The organism is Streptomyces sp. ITFR-6, from assembly GCF_031844725.1.
GTDB lineage: Bacteria > Actinomycetota > Actinomycetes > Streptomycetales > Streptomycetaceae > Streptomyces.
This window is the reverse complement of record NZ_CP134612.1, coordinates 243,059-263,601: the sequence shown is the minus strand read 5'-3', so window position 1 is coordinate 263,601 and position 20,543 is coordinate 243,059. Positions and strand designations below refer to the sequence as shown.

The following is a 20,543-nucleotide window of genomic DNA, read 5'->3' as shown; positions in this document are numbered from 1 at the left end:
AGCACTACTACTGGGCAAACTAGGTGGCCCGGTAAGGGCGCGCCACTCGATGTCCAGGACGGTCGCGGCATTCACGAGGACCCGAACACCATGCCCCCCGGCCTCGGGTCAGCGCCTGCGCGAACCGCCACGCCCCCATCCGGTGCCGATGCCGCCCACGTGGAGGGCCAGGGCGGTGAGGCCGAGCAGCATCACATTCACCGAGGAGAAGGCGTCGTTCGTCGCGATGTCGGCGGCGTTGATCAGGAAGGCGACGAAGAAGAGCACAGCTGCGACGATTCCCAGCATGGTCGGGACTCCCTTTTCGATTGGGTGAAGTGTGGGTGCAGCCCGTGTGCCCGTGTTCAACACGCCCATGTGTCGATAGCACGTTCGATGTGTGTGGGATGGCCGGCGGTGGCCGCCGGGTGGTTCGGTGAGGGGCCCGGACCAATCCGTTGTGCCGACGGCACCGAATAGACGACATCAGCGACCGAACGCGGTTCCGGTTCTGTGACCGGAACCGCCGGAAGGGGATGCGTCTTCGTGAATGCCCGCCGTTCAACCCGTCTTACCGCCCTGCTGGCCGTGCCCGCCGCGCTCACGCTCTGCGCGGCCGTGCCCGCCGTGGCGCACGACGGCCATGCCGCCGGCAGCACGACGAAAGCCGCCGACGGTGACACGTACCAGATCGATCTGAACCAGCTGAACAACTCCGGTGCGAGTGGCACGGCCATGGTGAGCGTGGAGGGCGACAAGCTCACCGTGAAGATCGAGGCCGAGGGCCTGGTGCCCGGCCAGCCGCACGCGCAGCACATCCACGGTTCGACCGACGGCCATGACTTCCGCTGCCCGGACATGAGCGCCGACAAGGACGGTGACGGCATCGTCAGCACGGCCGAGGGGCTGCCGGTGTACGGCGACATCAACATCTCCCTGACCACCAAGGGCGACACGTCCAAGGACAGCGGCCTCGCCGTCGACCGGATGCCCGTCGCGGACAAGGACGGGAAGCTGAGCTACTCCCGGACGATCCCCGTCCCGCACGCCGTCACCGAGCACATCAAGGATCTGCACGTCGTCCAGCACGGCATCGACCCGAACGGCAACGCCAAGTACGACTTCGGCAAGGGGAAGAGCGAACTCGACCCGAAGCTGCCGCAGGAGGCCACCGCTCCGGCGAGCTGCGGCATGGTCAAGGGCGCAGCCGTCGGCTCCATGCCCGCGGGGGGCGTCGAGACCGGTGGCGGGAGCACGGCGGGCGTGGAGTCGCCCGGCCTGTTCGCGGCGGGCGGCGCGGCCGTTCTCGCGGCGGGCGGGCTGTTCGTCGTACGGCGCCGGACGCGCACGGGGGACGCCCGGCACGACAGCTGAGGCGCCCCGCACCGATGGATGCCCCGTAACGGCCGGACGCAGGGACAGGTGAAGCGATGAATGGGACACCCGACGAAGGCGCGCACCGCACGAGGGTCCGGCGGCGCGACGTCACGCTCATCGCCCTCGCCGCCGCCCTGCTCCTGGTCGGCGGGCTGCTGCTGGCTCTGGGAACCAGCCGGCAGCAGCCCGCTCCGCCCCCTGCCGCGGACAAGGGCGGCTCGGTCGCCGCCACCGAACAGTCCCCTGCGACGCGGCAGGGGGCGGAGAGCGCGCCACCCTCCGGGAAGCCGCGCACCGCGGCGCTGCCCGCGTCCCGGCCCGTCAGCATCACGATTCCCTCGCTCAAGGTGACCTCCACCCTGGAGGAGCTGGGGCTCGGCAAGGACCGGGCCATGGAGACCCCACGGGACCCGGACAAGGCCGGCTGGTACCGGCCCGGGGCCACGCCCGGAGCCGTGGGGCCCGCCGTGATCGCGGGACATGTCACCTGGAACGGGGCCCCGGGGGTCTTCTTCGGGCTCGGCAAGCTCGGCCCCGGTGACCGGATCAGCGTCCGGCGCGCGGACGGGCGGACCGCCGACTTCACGGTCGACCGGACCGCGCTCTACCCCAAGGACCGGTTCCCCACCGCCGAGGTGTACCGCAACCTCGACCACGCCGGGCTCCGCCTGATCACCTGTGGCGGCGACTACTCCAAGGACGACAGCCGCTACGCCGACAACGTCGTCGTGTACGCCACGCTCACCGGCAGCCACGGTCACGGATAGGCCGCCGGGCGCCACTTCGGCCGTACAGGTGAAGCCGGCGCCGGATCCCTCCGGTTCCAATCCGGCGGCCCCCCGGCTCCGAATGACTGACGGAGCGGGGCTCACGGCGAGAGGCCCGTCTCAGCCGCCCGGGGCCGGGCCGGCGATCGGCACGCATCCGGCCCCGGGCACGCGTCACCCCACACGTGCACCGGACCCGTCAACGGGACCCAGCCACCGCACGGGACCTCGGTCCGGAGCCGATGCCATCGGATCCGGACCGGGGGCCGAGGAGCCGGAACTCCTTCGGTGGCCCCGTCGTCCGCTGCGCAGGTCCCGGTCCGGCTCGACAACCTCTACTCGTGAGCCGGAGCGGGACCGGCGGTCTGCCGGTGCCTGCAGCCGGCAGACCGCACCCCTCCTTCAGCGCGTACGGCTCCTCCGTGCTTACGGAGTCGAAGCGCTTCCGTTCGCGCTGCCGGTCTCCGGTCCGGGACGCGCGTGTTGTCACGGCGAAAGTCGGCCAGTTTGTGACCGGCGCAGGTCGTTCCGGCTGCCGGACGCGGAGCTGCCGGCAGCGCCCGCCGGGGACCTGGCCAGGTGTCGTGACGTGGGGGACAGTCACCGGATGGCCTCCGGCTCCGTCTTCCCGGCGCGCCGCCCCCGCCCCTCCGCAGGCCGACGGTCTTCGATCTCGCTCGGTGTCGATTTTCGGACGAAACGATAAATCTGCCGTTTCGGACGGCACCGCACTGGTCGATATTGTCCCGGAAGGCCTGGTTCATTACTTGACGGGGCTGAGCACACCACTCACGTTCAGGACTTCGTGGCACTCCTGGGCCCGGCGTCCGGTGGCCGGTGTGCCCGGCTTCGCACAGGTCACGTTGACGGTCACGGTCTCGTTCTCGGTGATCTTGATAGGGGTGACCCAGTGGTAGTCCTGGTTGCGGAAGGTCTCCAGCGCGATCGTGGTGATCTTCCGCTTGCCGAACGTGATCGTGAGCACCCCCTCGTCGCCCTGGAAGTTGGCGACGACGATGTCCGTGATCTCGAAGGCGTGGTCCTGCGGCACCTTGTACGTACCGGCGTTGCTCGTCCCGCCGGATGTCTTCAGGTCGATGGTGGCCGAACTCTGCTGCCCGCCGCCCGCCGAAGTCCCGCCGCCGCCCGCGCCGGGCGTGGCCCCGGGGCTCGCTCCGGGCTGCGCACCCTCGCCGCCGGACGGATTGCCCTGCTCGCCGCCCGAACCGGTACCCGGCGACTGGCTGCCCTGTGCCCCGCCCGGATTGGGGCGCGCCTGGACCTCCTTCGTGGCGGCCTCCTTCGCCGCGCTGCGCACCGCCGGACGGACCAGGGTGAACCAGGCGAGGAGCAGCGCGAGCAGCGCCGCGAGCACGGCCAGCAGCCACTTCGGGAAGATCGGGATCTGGACGAACTCCGCGTTCAGGGGCGGCCGGACGGCGGTCTCGTCACGCCGTACCTTCTCCTGGTCCGCGGACTCGGCGGTCTCCGCGGCGTCCACGGTGAACGGCCACACCACCGGGGAGCCGAACCACACCGGCTTGCCCGTGCGGACCCGCAGCCGGATCTCCGCCGTCTCCCCGGGCTCCAGCTTCGGCTTCGCGGGGCTGAACGTGAACCGCAGTTCCTCGCCCGCCTGGCCCGGGGCGAAGCCCACCTGTGTGGGGGCGTTGCCCAGGTTGCGCACCGCGAGCCGGTAGCGGCCGCGCAGCCAGCCCCGCCGGCGGCGCGGTGCCAGCTCGGTGTGCAGCTCGCGGAACTCCTCGACGTGCACGGTGGTTTCCGGGACCCGCACCGACTCCGGGTGCTCGGCCGGCAGCACGCGCACGCCGAGCGGAATGTCACCGGGCCGGGTCTCCGGCGAACGCGGCGGATCCAGCCGGATCGTCACCGTCTCGGAGGTGCCGGGGTAGAGGGAGACCCGTGGGGGTTCCACGGTGGCCCAGGGGGCGCAGTCCCCGACGACCTCCAGGCTGTACGCCTCGACGATGTCGCTGTCGTTGCGGACGGTCAGGCTGGTGGTGGCGGTGCTGCCCGGCGCCACGGTCACCGCCGGGATGTCGAGGCCGGGCGCGCTGGGGCCGGAAGGGGCTGCGGAAGGCGTCACACCGTCACGGTAGGACCGCGGCACGTCCGCCGCGAGGAGCGCAAGGGCAAGACCCGGGCAGTCGCGGTGCCCGGGGGGTCAAGACCAACTCCACTGAACCGGTGAGCTGTTGATCCATACGTTCACCTCGCCGGCCTACCGCTCGCGTCCGTAACGGCCGTTGATCCGCTCTCACGTCCGCCGCCCCCACCTCCTTCCGCCCATGAACCATTCCTCACGAACCCTCCGCATTCCCTCTGCTCACGAACCCTCTCCGAACGAACTCTTTCCTCACGAACCCTCTGCCCACGGACTCATGAATCAGGAACTCCGCCCATGACCTGCCCAGAGCAGTACCGTCCGGCCGTGTCCGTCACCGCACCACGTCTCTCCGCCCAGGCACCGGCCGCGCACCGGGCCTCCCCCTCCGACCGGGCGGACCAGGTGACCGTCGCCGTGTACGCCGCCGACCCGGTCCTGCACGTCGGTGTCGTCCAGCAGTTACGCCGACGGCCCGAGGTCAGCCTTCTCGACGACGCCTCGGCAGAGGAGGCCCAGGTGTCGCTGGTCGTCGTCGACAGCGTCGACGAAGACGTGGCGGCCCTGCTGCACCGGCTCCGCCACAACACCGCCACCCGCACCGGCCTCGTGGTCGGCACCCTCGGCGCGGACGCGCTGCAACGCGTCATAGAGTGCGGCGTCTCCGCGGTACTGCGGCGCGCCGACGCGGGCCAGGACCAGCTTCTCCACCTGGTCCTGGCGATAGCCAACGGCGAGGGCGTGCTCCCCGGCGACCTGCTGGGCAAGCTGCTCACTCATGTGGGCAGCCTCCAGCGCTCCGCACTCGACCCGCGGAGCCTCTCGCTGTCCACGCTGACCACCCGCGAGGCGGACATGCTGCGCCTGGTCTCGGAAGGACTGGACACCGTCGAGATAGCCCGCAAGACCGCCTACTCGGAACGGACCGTCAAGAACGTCCTGCACGAGATCATCACGCGGCTGCAACTGCGCAACCGGGCCCACGCGGTCGGCTACGCACTGCGCAACGGGCTGATCTGACGGCGTCCGGGCACCGCGGAACTGCCCGAAAGCGCACCGCACGTTTCCCCCAGGTACGTCCCCGCCGCCCTGCCGCACCGCACGAGGACCCGGCAGGGTGGCGGGGGAACAGCCCGAGACCGCACCAGACAGCGAGGTGGACCGTGATGCGCACCGCCGGCCCCGGTGGGCGGTTCCGCCCGGGAAGACTCGCGGCGTCGCTGCTGCTCCTGATCCCCCTCCTCGCGGTGACAACGGCCGCCGGGGAGGGCAGCGCGGACCCCAGGCCGCAGGCGGCCGACGCCTCGGCCACCCGGATCGCCTACGCCGGTACCCGGCACCGCAGCCTCGGCCGGGTGGAGAGCGACACCCACAGCGCACCGCTCTTCGGCGAGGGCCCCGTCCACTTCGACCTCCAGCCGTCCGCGCTCGGGGACCAGATGGTCTTCGCGAGCCGCCGCGACGAGAAGGCACCGCAGGTCTACCTGCGGACCGCCGACGGTTCGGTGCGCAAGCTGACCAGCGGCCGGTACGCCGGGCACCCCCAGCTGACCCCGGACGGCGGCTCCGTCGTGTTCGACTCCGCCGAGCCCGGAGGCGCGGACGGCGGCAAACAGCGCGACCTGTGGATGGTGCGCACCGACGGCACCGGCCTCACCCGGCTCACCGACACCCCCTGGGACGAGGAGTGCCCGACCGTCTCCCCGGACGGGCAGCGCCTGGCGTACTCCGGCGGCAACGAGCCGGCGGCCGGCATGCAGATCTACGTACGGCCCCTGGCGGGCGGCGCCGCCACCCGGGTCACTGACCCCGCCAACGGCGCGGCCACCGAGCCGGCCTGGAACCCGGTCGACGATCCCGCGCACCGCGACCTGATCGCGTACACCGCCGCCGGACCGCCGGGGCCCCGGCTGCGGGTGACGGACGGGCGCACCGACGGGCCGCTGCTGGGGGGCGTACAGGCAGAGTGGCGTACCCACGGGGCAGCGTGGCTGCCCGACGGGGACGGTGTGCTGTTCCTGAGCCCGGACCGCACCTGTGACTGCGAGGGCGACTGGGACCACGTGTTCCGGGTGGCCGCGCACTCCGATGCCACACCCGAACTGGAGCTCAGCGAGGACCGCGAGGTCGAATCGCCCACCTGGACCGGCACCGTCCAGGACGGTGGTGTGGTGGTCGAGCGGATCTCCGCCGCCGGTCCGCACGAGGTGACGCTCCAGGACGCCCGCTCCGACGGTTCCGACCCCCGCGACCTGGGCCTGACGATCCTCAACGAGGACCCGGCCGCCGACACCGACACCGATCCCACGCACGACCCGCTCTTCCGGCCGGCCACGGGGGACCCGTGGACCGAGCGGCAGAACTACACGCCCGACGGCCGCAGGATCGTGCTGACCCGCTTCGAAGGCCCCCCTGAGCACCGGGTCGAGCGGATCTGGATGGCGGACGCCGACGGCACCCACAAGGCGTACATGAAACTCGACGGGCGCGGGCCGGACGACTGGGACACCGACCCGACGTTCTCCCCTGACGGCAAGTACCTCGCCTTCACCCGGACTTCGCCGGGCGGTGTCGGTGACGCGGCGGGACCCAGCAGCATCCTGATCGCGGATGTCGCGACCGGCGCGATCCGCGACCGGATCACCGCGCCGGCCGGGCAGCCCCAGGGCGGCGACGCCCAGCCCACCTGGTCCTCCGACGGCACCACCCTGGCCTTCACCCGCAACCAGGTGATCGACGGGGGCGGCGGCAACAAGCACATCTGGACCGTGCCGGTGAACGACCTGGCCGCGCAGCGCGACCTGAGCGCCGCGTTCTGCCCCGGGAACTGCGAAGTCATCGACGACAGCCCGGCGTTCTCCCCGGACGGGCTCAGCATCGCCTTCAACCGGAAGAACGGCGGCGGCCTGACCGACCAGCGCAACGGCATCCTGCTGACCTCCCTCGCCGATGACAGCTGCCAGGTGCTGCTGCCGGAGGCCGCCCACAACCTCCCCGACGGCTGCCGCCAGGAGCTGCCGGACACCTCGCTCACCGGCCCCTTCCAGCCGCGCGACGCCGCCTGGACGGCCGACGGCACGGGCCTGGTCATCAGCTCCCGCGAGGCGCTCCCGGCCAACAGCCCGGAAAAGCTCTACCTGCTGGACATCGCGACCAGCGCCCTCAGCCCGCTCACCACCGGCCTTCCGGGACGGCAGAAGGAACCCAGCGTCCAGCAGTCCGTGGACCTCGCGGTGCACGCGCCCGGCGCCGTCCCCGCGGTGGCCGTCGGCGGCTCCACCACGATCCCCGTCGACGTGGTGAACAACGGCCCCGCCGCCTCCCCGGGCACCCGGCTGACCATCGCCCCACCGCCCGGCGCCCGGGTCACCGGGCTGACCTGGCCTGGAGGTACCTGCGACGCGGCCTCCCTCCAGTGCGATGTCGGAGTGGTGCGGCCCGGCGCCACGGTCCGGGTGAGCGTCACGCTCGTCGGGGTCACCCCCGGCGACGCCCCGTTCGACTGGTCGGTCACCGGCGCCGTACAGGACCCGCTGCCCAGCGACAACGCCGTCCGGACCGTGGTGCCGGTGCGCGAGGACACCCCGCCCCCGACGACGACACCGCAGCCGCCGACACCCACCCCCGCGCCTCCCACCACGGAGCCGCCCCCCACCACCACACCGCCCACCGTGCCCCCGGCACCGCCCGAGCCCGCCGCCGGCCCCGCGGTGCGCGTCACGGCGCAGCCCAACCCCGGCTACGTCGGCGGACGCGTCGTCGTGACGTACACCGTGCGCAACGGCCGTGAGGCGCTGGCGACCGGGCTCAGGCTGAAGGTCGGGCTGCCCCGCTCCGTCCCGAACAGCGGGCCCCCGGCGGGCTGCGACCGCTCCTGGGTGTGCGCGCTGCCGGACCTGACCCCGGGCGCCAGCACCGTCGTCCGCGTCGTCCTCAGCCCCGACAAGGCCCTGAGCAGCACCGTCACCGGACTGCTCACCACCACCGGCACCGACGCCGACAGGAGCGACAACACCGCCAGGCAGCCCCTGCGCATCCTCCAGCCGCGCATCGTCGCGGTCCCGCCGATCGGCAAGCCCGGCTTCGTCACCTCGGTACGCGGCAAGGACTTCCCGCCCGGAGTGCCCGTGCGGTTCACCTGGAAACCGGGCATCACCGCGGCGGCGGCGCCGACCGTCCCGCAGCCCGACGGCACGTTCATCGGCCAGCTGCTCATCCTCGCCAAGGACGAGACGGGACCGCGCGTCATCACGGCCAGGGGGCCCGGGTTCTCCGCCGTGAAGACCGACTTCCTGGTGGTCATCGGCAACTGGCAGCCGCCCGGCGAGATGACCCGCCGGTGATCCACGAGGTCGACGAGGCGATGCGCCGCCTGCTCAGTGAGTCCGGACTGGAGGCGTCCGGTGTCGAAGTGGTCTTCGACGCCCCCACCAAGGACTGGGCGGCACGCCGCAACGCCCCCACCGTCTGCGTCTTCCTGTACGACATCCGGGAGGACGCCACCCGGCGCGGCAGCGGCGCGGGGGAGGTGTACGACGCGGACGGGCACCTGGTCGCGCGCCGCACCCCGCCGCGCTGGTTCGAGCTGACCTACCTGGTCACGGCATGGGCGAGCCGCCCGCAGGACGAGCACCGGCTGCTCTCGCAGGTGCTCGCCTGTCTGGTGGCCACCGACACGCTGCCCGCCCGGCTGCTCACCGGCACACTCGCCGAACTCGGCCTGACCGTCAGCCTGGACACCGCCGGGGGCAGGCTCGACGCCCCGGCCGCTTCGGATGTGTGGTCGGCGCTCGGCGGCGAGCTGAAGGCGTCGCTCGGGGTACTGGTGCGGGCACCGCTCGCCGGAGTGAGCACCGTCGTCGCGCCGCCGGTCACCGAAGGGCTCGTCGTGCGCTCCGCCGCCCGGAACGAGAACGGGGACGCGGTGCCGGGACGGCGGCTGCGCTATACGGGAACGAGCGAGGCCGGACCGGACGGCTTCGCCGGACCGCGCGAGCGGCGGCCCGCCCCCGCGCGCCGCCGCCGGGGGGACCGCCAACCGTGACCCACACCGCCGAACCCGCTGTCCTCGCTGAGCCCGGACCCGTGAACCGGCATGAGGGCCGGCCGGACGTCCGGCCGGATGCCCGGCCCGCCGCCCCGCCGGATGCCGGGGAGTCGCACCTCTGGGCGCGGCTCCGCCTGGTCGAGGAGCGGGTGCGGCGCGCCGTGGAGGACCGCCGCACCGGAGACCCCGATCCCGACGACCCGTACCGGGGCCAGTACTTCACCCCCGAGGCGATCACCCGCATCCTGGACGAGCCCGGCGGCCTCGGCGTACCCGCCCGGGAGCCCTGGCGGCCGGCTCCCGGCTCGGTGCTCGAAGGCCTCGCCGTGCGGTTCGGCCTGTCCCCGCTGGACCTGGACCTGCTCCTGATCGCGATGGCACCGGACCTGGACGCCCGGTTCGAACGGTTCTACGGCTACCTCAACGACGACCTGACGCGCCGGCGCCCCACGGTCGGGCTCGCCCTGGAGCTGTGCGGGCTGGCCGGCGCGGCGCCCGCCCGGTTCCGGCTCGCCCCCGGGGCACCGCTCGTCGACGGCGGTCTGGTCGTGATCACCGAGCCGGAACGGCCGCCGCTCTCACGCGTCCTGGCCGTCCCCGACCGGGTGACCGGGCACCTCCTGGGCCACGCGCACCCCGACGCCCGGCTGACCGGGGTGCTCGGTGAGACCGCTGAGGACCCCACCGCGGAGGCGGCGGAGATCCAGCGGGCCGCGGCCGCCGCCGGCAGCGGCACCGGCCTGGTCCACCTCCGCAGCCGGGGCGGCGACGCCGAGGGACTGGCCACCGCGGCGCTGCGCGCGGCCGGGCTGCGCCCGCTCGTCCTGGACGCGGCGGCGCTCGCCCGGCGCTCCGGCGATCTGCCGGAACTCGCGAGGGTGACCGCCCGCGAAGCCCGGCTGACCGGCTCCGGGGTCGTCCTCGGACCGGTGGAGGCGCTGCCCGCGGAACCCGCCGAACGGGCCCGGACCCTGGGGGCGTTGTGCGCGGCGCTGCGGGGAACCCCGCTGTTCACGCACGGCACCACCGGCTGGGACCCGGCATGGGCGGCCGACGCGCCCGTCGTCCTGACCGTGCCGGCGCCGTCCCCGGAGCGGCAGGCCGCGCGCTGGCGGTATGCCCTCGACCGGGCCGCCGGCGAGGGCTCCGTGACCGGTGACGCCGAGGCGCTCGCCACGGCGGTCGCCGCGCACCGCCTGGACTCCGGTCAGTTGCGCCGCGCCGCGGCGGCGGCGGTGCGCACCGCCGCCCTGGCCGGCGGCCCGGTCCGCCCCGAGGACCTGCAGAGCGCCGTACGTGCCCAGAACGGCGCGGGGCTCGACCGGCTCGCCCGCCGGGTCGAGCCGGGCGTCGGCTGGGACGACCTGGTTCTCCCGCCGCTCACCCACCGCCGGCTGCGCGAACTCGCGCTGCGCGCCCGCCACCGGGAGCAGGTCCTGGGCCAGTGGGGGATGCGGCCCGGCGGCGGCCGGGGGCGTGGCGTGATCGCACTGTTCGCGGGCGAGTCCGGCACCGGCAAGACCATGTCCGCCGAGGTCGTCGCGGCCGACCTGGGCATGGACCTGTACGTGGTGGACCTGTCCACGGTCGTCGACAAGTACGTCGGAGAGACCGAGAAGAACCTGGAGCGGATCTTCACCGAGGCGTCCGCGGTCAACGCGGTCCTGCTCTTCGACGAGGCCGACGCGATCTTCGGCAAGCGCTCGGAGGTGAAGGACGCCCACGACCGGCACGCCAACATCGAGTCGGCGTACCTGCTCCAGCGCATGGAGTCGTTCGACGGGATCGCCGTGCTGACCACCAATCTGCGGGCCAACCTGGACGAGGCGTTCACCCGCCGCCTGGACGTGGTCGCGGACTTCCCGGTGCCCGACTCCGGCCAGCGCCTCGCACTCTGGGACCGGTGCCTGGGCGACCGGCTGCCCCGGGCCGACGACCTGGACCTCGGCTTCTGCGCGGACCGCTTCGAACTGGCCGGCGGCTCGATCCGGGCCTGCGCGGTGACCGCGGCGTACCTGGCGGCGGAGTCCGGCAGCCCGCTCACCATGCGCCAGGTGGTGACCTCGGTCGTGCAGGAGTACCGCAAGCTCGGACGGCTGGTCCTGGAGGGCGAGTTCGGCCCGTACATGACCGAGGCCGCCGGCGCCTGAGGCGGGTGCGGCCGTGAACCAGGCCGTCACCACCCGCCACCCGGCCCGGACGGTCAGCGCGGGGCGTCCCGGAAAGGCAGCGGTCTTGCCCCCGGCCAGGTCCGCGGGTCCCTGTCGCCGCGGCGGGCCGGCAGCGAAGACTCGGCCTGGACACAGGTGACCCGTAAGGACGCGAAGGAGCGAGTATGCCGACGTACCTCACCCCGGGTGTGTACGTGGAGGAGGTGCAGTCCGGTGCCCGACCGATCGAAGGGGTCGGCACCGCCGTGGCCGCGTTCGTGGGGTTTGCCCACAACGGACCGTTCCACGCACCGACACTGGTGACCTCATGGGACCAGTACACCCAGCTGTTCGGCGGATTCGCCGAGGGCACCTACCTGCCCCACGCGGTCTACGGGTACTTCGCCAACGGCGGGGGCGCCGCGTACGTGGTCCGGATCGGCGGACCCGCAGAGGGCGCCTCCCCGGCCGACGGCGACCGGGGTTCACAGCCCCGGGCGGCCGAGCCGGTCGAGCTCGGCGGCTTCCTCTTCGCGGCCAGGCCGGGCGTCTCCGGGGTGTCGGTGGAGATCGCCGACGCGGACGGCGAGAACCCGCCGGAGGACCGCTTCAAGGTCCTGGTGCGCCAGGGCGACAAGGTCGTGGAGACGTACGAGGCCTCGACCCGCAAGAACGTCAAGGGGTACCTCGTCACCCAGACGCGTTCCTCCACCCTGATCGCGGTCACCGAGCAGCGCAACGCCTCCCAGAGCAGGCCCGCCGCCCAGACCCTGGCCGTGCCCGACGCCCCGGCCTCGCCCGCCGCGTCCGGCTCCGGCGAGGTGGCGCGCCTCGACGCGTCCGAGTACGTCGGTGACGCCGCCGCCCGTACCGGCTTCGGCGGCCTGGAGGCCATCGACGAGATCACCATGGTCTCGGTGCCCGACCTGATGAGCGCCCACCAGCGCGGCGACATCGACGCGGAGGGCGTCCGGACGGTGCAGCTCGCCGTGATCGCGCACTGTGAGCAGATGGGCGACCGGGTCGCCATCCTGGACACCCCGCCCGGACTCTCCGCCCAGCAGGTGCGCACCTGGCGCAACGACGAGGCGGGCTACGACTCCCGCTACGCCACCCTCTACTACCCGTGGGTGCGGGTCTTCGACCCGGCCGCGGGCCGCAACACCACCGTCCCGCCCAGCGGTCACATCGCCGGGGTGTGGGCGCGCAGCGACGCCGAGCGCGGCGTGCACAAGGCGCCCGCCAACGAGGTGATCCGCGGCGCCGTGGATCTGGAGCTCCGGCTCAGCAAGGGCGAGCAGGACCTGCTGAACCCGATCGGCGTGAACTGTGTGCGCGCCTTCTCCGGCCGGGGCGTCCGGGTGTGGGGCGCCCGCACCCTCTCCTCCGACCCGGCATGGCGCTACCTGAACGTGCGCCGGCTCTTCAACTACCTGGAGGAATCAATCCTCCTGGGCACCCAGTGGGTGGTCTTCGAACCGAACGACGACCGGCTGTGGTCGAGCATCCGGCGCAACGTCACCGCGTTCCTCACCGAGGAATGGCGCAGGGGCGCACTGTTCGGCCGCACCGCAGAAGAGGCGTTCTACGTACGGTGCGACCGCGACAACAACCCGCAGGAGTCCATCGACCAGGGCCGGGTCATCTGTGAGATCGGCGTCTCACCGGTCAAGCCCGCGGAGTTCGTGGTGTTCCGGCTGGCCCAGTTCTCCGACACCACCAGCCTCATCGACGAGTGACCCGCGGGTCAGCAAAGAAAGGTGACACACAGTCATGGCAGAGGGCGATGCTCTTTCCACCCACGTCTTCGGCGTGCAGCTCGGCGGCTATCTGGTCGAGTCGATTCAGGAGATCAGCGGGCTGACCGTCGAGGAGGAGGTCGTCGAGGTCCGTCAGGTCAGCGCGGAGGGCAAGCAGATCATCCGCAAGCAGCCCGGCGCCCGGCAGGCCGGCGAGGTCACGATCACCCGTGGACTCGACCAGAGCAGTGAGTTCACCTCGTGGATCAAGGAGACCCTCAACAAGGGGGCCGTGGACGCCGCGAGGCAGAACCTCACCATCGAGATCAAGGACTCCGAGGGCAGCACGGTCCGGCGCATCCAGCTGATGCAGGGCTGGGCCTCGAAGTGGGAGGGCCCGTCGCTCAAGGCGGGCGAGTCCGCCGCGGCCACCGAGTCCGTCACGATCGTCTTCGAGGAGATCGTCGTCGAATGAGGCGTCGTACGGTGTCCGCGGGCAACCTGGAGGAGATCCTCCAGGTGACGGAGCCCGCCCCGGTACCGGAGCAGGCGGCGGCCGCCCCCGCCCCCGCTCCGGCGCCCCGGGAGGACCACAGACTGCGCACCGAGTTCGAGTTCGAGCTCCCGCGCGGATACGTGGACGAGGCGGGCACGGTGCACCGGCACGGCTCGATGCGCCTGGCGACCGCCCGTGACGAGCTGCGTCCCCAGATCGACCTGCGGGTCAAGGAGAACCCGGCGTACCTGAGCGTGGTGCTGCTCAGCCAGGTGATCACCCGGCTCGGCGCGATCACCGATGTGCACGCCGGGGTGGTGGAGCGGATGTACGCCACCGACGTGGCGTTCCTCCAGGACTTCTACCGCCGCGTCAACAGCGAGGGCCACACGCGGGCGGCGGTGACCTGCCCGCACTGCGAGGGCGGCTTCGAGGTCGACCTCTCGGGTGGGCGCCTGGGGGAATCGTGACGTACGCCCTTCCCCGGCTCCGGGAGGAGATCGCGTACATCGCCTACCACTTCCACTGGCAACGCGAGGAGATCCTCGACCTGACGCACGGCGAGCGCCAGGAGTGGGTATCCGAGATAGCCCGTATCAACACCCGTGTGAACGAAGGCGGTTGAGCGCATGGCATGGCGGGACAGGCTGCGCCGCCGGACTGCCGGACCCGACACCGCGGACCGTTCCCGGGCTACGGAGCGCACCGGCCCGTCCGGCGACGGCCGGGACCGGGGCGCGTCCGCCGGTCCGGCCCCTTCCAACGGTCCGGTTCCCTCCGCCGGTCCGGCTTCTTCCGTGCCCGGCGACTGGGACGGCGGTTGGCGCCGCACCCCGCCGCCGCAGCTGACCGTGGCCCGCGCCCCGCTCGGCGTCAGCGACGGCCTCGCCTTCCGCGACGGCCTGGCGGCCTGGCAGAACCCGTCGTTCGACGCCGGTCTCGGTCACGCCCTGCTGCCCACCGCCCCGACCGGGCTGGTGCGCGGCGTCACGCCACCCGCCGCCCCACAGCCCACCCGCACCGGCCGTGGCCCACTGCTGCTCCGCGCCCTGCGCACGGAGGAGCCGAACGGCCCGGACAGCGTCACACCCCAAGCCGCCGCACCCGACACGGGGGGCGCGGACGGCGGTACGCGGACGCCGACCGCCCGGACGCCGCAGATTTCGCGCCGGACGCGTCCGGGGGCGGCATCGAGCACCGGAACCGGAACGGTGGGTACGGGCCCCGGTCCGGCACCCGCTGCGGCCCGTGCGGGCGGCGACAGCCTGGCAAGCGGACGCAGTTCGGGCGGCGACAGCCCGACGAGTGGACGTCGTTCGGGCGGCGACAGCCCGGCGGGTGACAGCCGTTCGGGCGTGATGCTGCCCCGCACCGGCCGGGGCATCACGTCCGCGGATTCCCCCGCCACGCTCCGTCCGTCGCGCTCGCCTGTCCAGCGTGCGGTGGACCCGGCGACCGGCCCCGTCGTGACCCCCACGGACACCGGCACCGGCCGGGTGGCGTCCGCTCCGCACATCCCGCTGGTACGCCGCGTGTCCGTGGTCCCGGGCACAGCCGCCGCCCCCGCCCTGCCCGCGACCGGTGGACGCGCCTCGCGGCCACCGGTCGGTGCGTCCGAGCCGCACCAGGCGCGCGCATCCCGGCCGACCGCCGGCTCCGGCAGCCGTACGTCATCCGGCCCGGCCGTCCAGCGCTCCACGACCGGGACGCCGGGGGCACAGGCCGAGCGGGGAGGCGGGCAGCCGGCGGCATCCCGCGCCCCTGGGGTCGAGAGGGCGGGGGGCGCGCCCCGCGAGGCCGTACGCGCCCGCCCCGTCGGGCCGTTGCCGACCGTCGCCCGGCGTCCGGCCGGACCGGTGCGCCGGCTTCCGGCCCTGCGCCCCGCCAGCGCCCCGGCAACCGATGACCGGGCCACCCCGGACGCACCCGGCCCCGACTCCACCGCACCCGTGTGGGCAGGATCGGGGACGCGCTCGGCGGCGCCCCTACAGCGAGCCGCCGGCCGAGCGCCGCTCGGCGCACCGATGAGCGGACTGCCCTCCACGGCACAGCCGTTGGTGGTCGATGAAAAGGTTGTTCCGCCGACCGCACGTACCGCGTCCGCGCCCGGTCCGGCGCTGCCCGTGGTCCAGCAGCGCTCGGAGACCACGGCCGGCCCCTCGGCCCCCGGCACTCCGAGCGCCCCCGCGAAGAGAGCGGAGACTCCGGACCGTACGACTTCGGGCCGGACGACTCCGGATCGTACGACTTCGGGCCGGAGGGCTTCGGGCCGGACGGCTTCGGACCGTCGCACCGGGGCCCGTGCGCGCGGCGGCCTGGGCGCGCCGTTGTCCGAGCTGCCGCCCACCGCAGGACTGCCGGGCGCGATCGGGTCCGCTGCCCGGCCTCCCCGTACAGCTCCCGGCCCCGATATCCAGCGTGCTCCAGCCCGCCAGGCCAGTGCGTCCGGCGCGGCCCCGGCGCTGCCCACGGTGGACGGGAACCGGGCAGAGGCAAAGGACGCGCCGTTGCTGGGCGCCTCCGCAGAGAACACGCGAGGCGCCGATACGCCTTCGGGTGGTTCCGGGCCCGGCAGTTCGGGTTCCGACGGCCTGGGCTCCGGCAAGCAGCGGCCCGGGGACAGTGGCCCCGCCGCTCCCGCCCCGGTCGTCGTCGCCCGCACCCCCGCACCAGGTAACGCGAGCACCGCACATGCCGCAGGCACCGCAATCACCGCAGGCACCGCAGGCACAGCACGTACTGCAGACACCACCGGCGCCCCGCCCATGAGCACCGTCGGCGCGCACCCCTTCACCGTGGCCCGCGCCGGAGCACACGCCGCCCCCACGCCGCCCCGCACCCTCTCACTGCTCGCCGCGCGCCCGCTCAGCCTGAACACCCGGGCCCCGGACGGCGTGGCAGCCGCCGTGGCCTCCCGCCCCGCCGGCCGCCCCGTGGTGGCGGCGCGCCGGCCCGGCGCACCGGCCCCGCATCGCAGCGGCTCCACGCAGCCGTCGCAGGGCCCGCCCGCGACAGCCCCGGCCACGCCGCAGATCCAGCGCGCCGCCACCGGAAGCTCCGGAGCACGGACAGGGTCGGCGGGGCGCGGCGTACGGAGCGACGGCACTTCGGAGCCCGTCCAGCGCGTCCCGGTTGTCCGGCCCGCGCCACTCGGCCGGGGAACGGCCGGCGAACGCGGATCGGCAGGCCCGGTTCAGGCAGGCGCTACACCGGCAGGCGCCGCACCGGCAGGGCGGCCCGTACCCGCACGGCCCCTGCCGGTGACCGCCCCGCAGGCGCAGGCGCTCGCGGGCCGCCCCCCGGGAACACCGGCACCGGCACGGGCGCCGGCAGGCACCGTCCCCGTGGTCCGGCCGAGGTCCACCCCGCCGACGGGCCCGGTGCCCCCGATCCAGCGCGACGTGACCGGTGCGAGTGACGGCTCCGTATTCAACGGCTCCGTACCCAAAGGCTCCGCCCCCGAGAGCTCAGGGTCGAGCGGCTCCGCGTCCAACGGCCCCGCACCCAACGCCGCTCCGGCCAAACCGGATTCACAGCGGTCGGGGACGACACCATCCGCCACCGGCAGCGGCGCGGCCCGGCCGGGCGGCCTGCCGCAAGGGTCCGGGGCCGAGCTGGACGAGCTGGCGCGCCGCCTGCTCGATCCAGTGGCCCGGCTGCTGCGCACCGAACTGCGGCGTGGCCGGGACCGCACGGGCCGTCCCTACGACGGACGCCGCTGAGAGCACGGAACGGATGACGGAGCAATGACAGACAGTATCTTCGCGACCAGCGTGTTCTTCCGGCTCGCGATCGCCGGGAACGACCTCGGGGCCTTCCACACCTGCTCAGGCATGGGCGCGGAGGTGGAGATGGAGACCTATGCCGAAGGCGGCAACAACGGCTTCACCTGGCAACTGCCCGGACGCGTGAGCTGGTCGAACATCACGCTCACCAGACCCGTCACCACCGATACGGCGAAGATCGGCCGCTGGCTCGACGAGACGCTGCGGCGGGTGGAGCCCAAGGACGGCGAGATCGTGGCGCTGAAACCGGACCTGACCAGGATCATCAGCTGGCAGGTCTTCGGGATCGTCCCGGTCCGCTGGCAGGGGCCGTCCTTCGACCCCGCACGGTCGGAGGCAGCGGTGGAGACCCTGGAGATCGCCCACCAGGGGCTGCGCCCTTCCTGACCCGCGGCCCGCCTACGACCTCAAGTCCCGACCCCCGCCCCCGTATCCGCACCGGAAAGGAACTCCAGGCATGTCGCCAGCGGTGCGCTCCAGCCGGGCCAGAGCCCAGCTGACCCTCAAGGAGCCCCCGGCCTCGGTCGGCGCGAAACCCGGTGGGACGGTCGCGCGGCTCGACCTCCAGTTCAACCCCTCCACCCTGGAGCTGCGCAAGACCACCGAGTGGCGGCGCTCCCCGTCCCGGATGGCCGGGCAGTCGGCGCTGCCCGAATTCGTCGGGAGCGGACCGCGCACGCTGAGCCTCGAAGTGTTCCTGGACGCCACCGCCACCCACGACAACTCCGTGGAGCAGGCGGTCGAGAAGCTGATGAAGGCGTGCGTGCCGACACCGGCCAGCCTAGGCCGTAAGAAACCGGCCAGCCCGTGGGTCCGGTTCGAATGGGGCACCTCTCGGACGACCTCCTTCGACGGGGTGCTGTCCAGCCTGTCGGTGAGCTACACCCTGTTCGATGTGGACGGCAAGCCGCTGCGGGCCACCTGCGCGCTGTCCATCGAGGAGGCGAGCGTCGACACGGCGGGCCAGAACCCGACGTCCGGCGCGCGCACCGCCCGCAGTACGCACACGGTCGTGGCGGGGGACAGCCTCGCCATGCTGGCCTGGCGGGAGTACGGCGACCCGACGGCCTGGCGGGTCATCGCGGAAGCGAACGGAATCGACGACCCCATGGCGCTCGCGCCCGGCACCGAACTGGTGGTTCCGGCGCTGCGGGACTCGGACAGTGAGGAGGAACGGTGAGCACAACCGAGGCACAGGGCAGCCGGTCGTTCGCGGCGGACCCCGTCGTGGAGACGCCCGCCGAGCTCCCCAAGGTCTGGGCCGCCCAGCTGGTGAGCTGTGTGGTGGACGAGAGCGTGGGCCTGCCCGACGCGGCGGTGCTCACCTTCCGGGACCCCGATCACGAGTTCCTCCAGGCGACCGGCATTACCATCGGCACCCCCCTGCGGGTCTCGGTGGTCACCGCCTCCGGGCAGGCGCGGGAGCGGCTGTTCGACGGCGAGGTGACGGCCCTGGAGCTGGACGGGGACCGTACGGGCTCGTTCACGGTGGTGCGCGGGTACTCCAAGGCGCACCGGCTGCAGCGGGGCCGCAAGGTGGTGGCGTACCGGAACATGACGGCGGCCGCGATCGTCCGCAAGGTGGCCGCCGGGGCCGGGCTGGCCTGCGGAACCGTGCAGGCCGCACCCGTCACCTACCAGCAGCTCTCGCAGGCGAACGTGTCCGACTGGGACTTCCTGCAGTACCTGGCGGGTGAGAGCGGGGCGCAGGTGCGCGTCGACGACAAGGGCCTGCTCCAGTTCACCCGCCCGCAGAAGGCGTCCGGCGCGCCCGCGCCGTCGACCTCGGCCACCAAGAACCCGATGGTGCTGGAGTACGGCCGCAACCTCCTCGCGCTGCGGGCCTCGCTGTCGGCGGCGGACAGCGCGGCCTCCGTCGAGGTGCGCGGCTGGGACGTCAGGACGAAGCGGCCGCTGGTGGCGCGGAACCCGTCGGTGATCAGTGACACGGCGGTGCCGGGCCTGAGTCCGTCGGCGAGCGCCAGGTTCGGCAAGGCGAAACTGGCTGTCACGGACACCCCGTACCGCACCCAGGCCGAGACGACGGCGGTCGCGGACGCGACGGCCGCCCAGGTCAGCGCGGGATTCGGGGAGCTGGAGGCGGTGGCCGAGGGCAACCCCCGGCTGCGGGCCGGAAAGCCGGTGGCCCTCGGCAACGTGGGGCAGGCGTTCTCCGGCCGGTACACGGCGACGGCCGTACAGCACGTCCTGGAACCGCATGAGGGCTACCGCACCACCGTGTGGGTCGGCGCGGGCCCGGACCGTTCCCTGACGGGCCTGGTGACCGGTGGGCCGGACCGCGGCGCCCGGATGCCGGGGCTGGCGATCGGTGTGGTGACGGACGTACGGGAGCCGGACGGCGCGGAGCGTGGTGCGGTCCGGCTGAAGTTTCCCTGGCTGGACGAGAGTTACGTCACCGACTGGGTGCGCACCGTGCAGTGGGGCGGCGTCGGCGGGGGAGGGGTGGTGAGCGCGGAGGTCAACGACGAGGTTCTGGTCGGGTTCGAACAGGGCCTGCTGGACAGCCCGTACGTCATCGGAGGGCTGTACAACGGCGTGGACCAGCCGTCACCGCATGACGTCCCGCTGATCGACCGGACCAGTGGAAAGGTCAACCGCCGCTCGGTGGTGTCCCGTTCGGGACACCGGGTGGAGCTGCTGGACGCGCGGGCACCGGGCCCGTCCGGACTGCGGCTGATGACCGCCGACGAGCGCCTCGAAGTACGCCTCGACGACCGCCGGGACCGGATCGAGCTGACCGTGTACGCGGGGCGCGGCCGCCCCCTCACCTCCGTGGTGCTCGACAAGGACGGCATCACCCTGGACGCGAAACTGGGCAAGGTGAACGTGCGAGGCAGACAGGTGGACATCGACGGCACCGACGGAGTGCGGATCGGGGGCCGCTCCGTACAGGTCAACGGCACGACCGATGTCACCGTCGACGGCGGCCTGCTGGGCGTCCTCAAGGCCCGGCTCATCCGGATCAACTGAGAGCGCCGCAGGTGCCGCCCCGACGCGGGGCCCGCACCACCCGACCCCACCGGCCCCACCCGACCGAATCCGCGACCGGCCTCCGGG

At 73.3% G+C, this 20,543-nt stretch carries 16 protein-coding genes; 14 read left to right on the top strand and 2 right to left on the bottom strand.

Translation table 11 applies throughout. The features are described 5' to 3' along the window. Positions 1 to 108: 108 nt before the first annotated feature. On the bottom strand, positions 109 to 288 hold the full coding sequence (locus RLT59_RS01000; protein WP_311301580.1) for a hypothetical protein: 180 nt from the start codon (positions 286 to 288) through the stop codon (positions 109 to 111). A gap of 237 nt (positions 289 to 525) precedes the next feature. Between RLT59_RS01000 and RLT59_RS00995 the strand changes: the two genes are divergently transcribed. Together RLT59_RS00995 and RLT59_RS00990 are read left to right on the top strand one after the other, a co-directional pair. Continuing rightward, positions 526 to 1,353 carry a GVDTG sorting domain-containing protein gene (locus RLT59_RS00995; protein WP_311301579.1) on the top strand — a complete coding sequence of 276 codons (828 nt, stop codon included), beginning with the start codon at positions 526 to 528 and terminating at the stop codon, positions 1,351 to 1,353. A 56-nt stretch (positions 1,354 to 1,409) separates the two neighbouring features. Beyond that, the gene (locus tag RLT59_RS00990; RefSeq protein ID WP_311301578.1) at positions 1,410 to 2,123 is read left to right on the top strand and encodes a class F sortase; all 714 of its coding nucleotides are present in this window, start codon (positions 1,410 to 1,412) and stop codon (positions 2,121 to 2,123) included. A gap of 763 nt (positions 2,124 to 2,886) precedes the next feature. On the opposite strand, the gene RLT59_RS00985 is transcribed toward RLT59_RS00990, so the two are convergent. Next, a complete protein-coding gene (locus RLT59_RS00985; RefSeq protein WP_311301577.1) occupies positions 2,887 to 4,230 on the bottom strand; it encodes a COG1470 family protein in 1,344 nt (447 codons plus the stop codon). Between the two features lie 315 nt (positions 4,231 to 4,545). Here RLT59_RS00985 and RLT59_RS00980 point away from each other — a divergent pair, with 315 nt between their 5' ends. From RLT59_RS00980 to RLT59_RS00925, 12 genes are all read left to right on the top strand, one after another. Continuing rightward, a complete protein-coding gene (locus RLT59_RS00980; protein WP_399124600.1) occupies positions 4,546 to 5,268 on the top strand; it encodes a helix-turn-helix transcriptional regulator in 723 nt (240 codons plus the stop codon). A gap of 146 nt (positions 5,269 to 5,414) precedes the next feature. Further along, a complete protein-coding gene (locus tag RLT59_RS00975) occupies positions 5,415 to 8,591 on the top strand; it encodes a hypothetical protein (protein ID WP_311301575.1) in 3,177 nt (1,058 codons plus the stop codon). Continuing rightward, the gene (locus RLT59_RS00970) at positions 8,588 to 9,292 is read left to right on the top strand and encodes a Pvc16 family protein (protein WP_311301574.1); all 705 of its coding nucleotides are present in this window, start codon (positions 8,588 to 8,590) and stop codon (positions 9,290 to 9,292) included. Before RLT59_RS00975 ends, RLT59_RS00970 begins: the two co-directional genes overlap by 4 nt. A gap of 137 nt (positions 9,293 to 9,429) precedes the next feature. After that, positions 9,430 to 11,445, top strand: coding sequence for an ATP-binding protein (locus RLT59_RS00965; protein ID WP_311307574.1), 2,016 nt, complete (start codon positions 9,430 to 9,432; stop codon positions 11,443 to 11,445). A gap of 185 nt (positions 11,446 to 11,630) precedes the next feature. After that, complete coding sequence (locus RLT59_RS00960; protein WP_311301573.1) at positions 11,631 to 13,184, top strand: phage tail sheath family protein; 1,554 nt, start codon at positions 11,631 to 11,633, stop codon at positions 13,182 to 13,184. A gap of 34 nt (positions 13,185 to 13,218) precedes the next feature. Beyond that, complete coding sequence (locus tag RLT59_RS00955; RefSeq protein WP_024494932.1) at positions 13,219 to 13,659, top strand: phage tail protein; 441 nt, start codon at positions 13,219 to 13,221, stop codon at positions 13,657 to 13,659. Next, the gene (locus RLT59_RS00950) at positions 13,656 to 14,150 is read left to right on the top strand and encodes a hypothetical protein (RefSeq protein ID WP_311301572.1); all 495 of its coding nucleotides are present in this window, start codon (positions 13,656 to 13,658) and stop codon (positions 14,148 to 14,150) included. Before RLT59_RS00955 ends, RLT59_RS00950 begins: the two co-directional genes overlap by 4 nt. Beyond that, entirely contained in the window at positions 14,147 to 14,305 is a 159-nt protein-coding gene (locus tag RLT59_RS00945) for a DUF6760 family protein (RefSeq protein WP_185092612.1), read from the top strand. Before RLT59_RS00950 ends, RLT59_RS00945 begins: the two co-directional genes overlap by 4 nt. Before the next feature lie 4 nt (positions 14,306 to 14,309). Continuing rightward, on the top strand, positions 14,310 to 17,402 hold the full coding sequence (locus RLT59_RS00940; RefSeq protein WP_311301571.1) for a hypothetical protein: 3,093 nt from the start codon (positions 14,310 to 14,312) through the stop codon (positions 17,400 to 17,402). Positions 17,403 to 17,426: 24 nt separating this feature from the next. Further along, positions 17,427 to 17,852: a phage tail protein gene (locus RLT59_RS00935; protein WP_073733939.1), complete on the top strand. Its 426-nt coding sequence runs from the start codon at positions 17,427 to 17,429 to the stop codon at positions 17,850 to 17,852. A gap of 70 nt (positions 17,853 to 17,922) precedes the next feature. Continuing rightward, entirely contained in the window at positions 17,923 to 18,645 is a 723-nt protein-coding gene (locus RLT59_RS00930; protein WP_311301570.1) for a CIS tube protein, read from the top strand. Next, the gene (locus tag RLT59_RS00925; protein WP_311301569.1) at positions 18,642 to 20,456 is read left to right on the top strand and encodes a VgrG-related protein; all 1,815 of its coding nucleotides are present in this window, start codon (positions 18,642 to 18,644) and stop codon (positions 20,454 to 20,456) included. The genes RLT59_RS00930 and RLT59_RS00925 overlap by 4 nt, the downstream gene beginning before the upstream one ends. The last annotated feature ends 87 nt before the right edge of the window (positions 20,457 to 20,543 follow it).

Bases quoted from the DNA above. Each gene is read 5' to 3' on its own strand.
- RLT59_RS00935 (WP_073733939.1), top strand. From the start codon at position 17,427: ATGACAGACAGTATCTTCGCGACCAGCGTGTTCTTCCGGCTCGCGATC.
- RLT59_RS00950 (WP_311301572.1), top strand. From the start codon at position 13,656: ATGAGGCGTCGTACGGTGTCCGCGGGCAACCTGGAGGAGATCCTCCAG.
- RLT59_RS00975 (WP_311301575.1), top strand. From the start codon at position 5,415: ATGCGCACCGCCGGCCCCGGTGGGCGGTTCCGCCCGGGAAGACTCGCG.
- RLT59_RS00980 (WP_399124600.1), top strand. From the start codon at position 4,546: ATGACCTGCCCAGAGCAGTACCGTCCGGCCGTGTCCGTCACCGCACCA.
- RLT59_RS00960 (WP_311301573.1), top strand. From the start codon at position 11,631: ATGCCGACGTACCTCACCCCGGGTGTGTACGTGGAGGAGGTGCAGTCC.
- RLT59_RS00930 (WP_311301570.1), top strand. From the start codon at position 17,923: ATGTCGCCAGCGGTGCGCTCCAGCCGGGCCAGAGCCCAGCTGACCCTC.
- RLT59_RS00940 (WP_311301571.1), top strand. From the start codon at position 14,310: ATGGCATGGCGGGACAGGCTGCGCCGCCGGACTGCCGGACCCGACACC.
- RLT59_RS00955 (WP_024494932.1), top strand. From the start codon at position 13,219: ATGGCAGAGGGCGATGCTCTTTCCACCCACGTCTTCGGCGTGCAGCTC.
- RLT59_RS01000 (WP_311301580.1), bottom strand. From the start codon at position 288: ATGCTGGGAATCGTCGCAGCTGTGCTCTTCTTCGTCGCCTTCCTGATC.
- RLT59_RS00990 (WP_311301578.1), top strand. From the start codon at position 1,410: ATGAATGGGACACCCGACGAAGGCGCGCACCGCACGAGGGTCCGGCGG.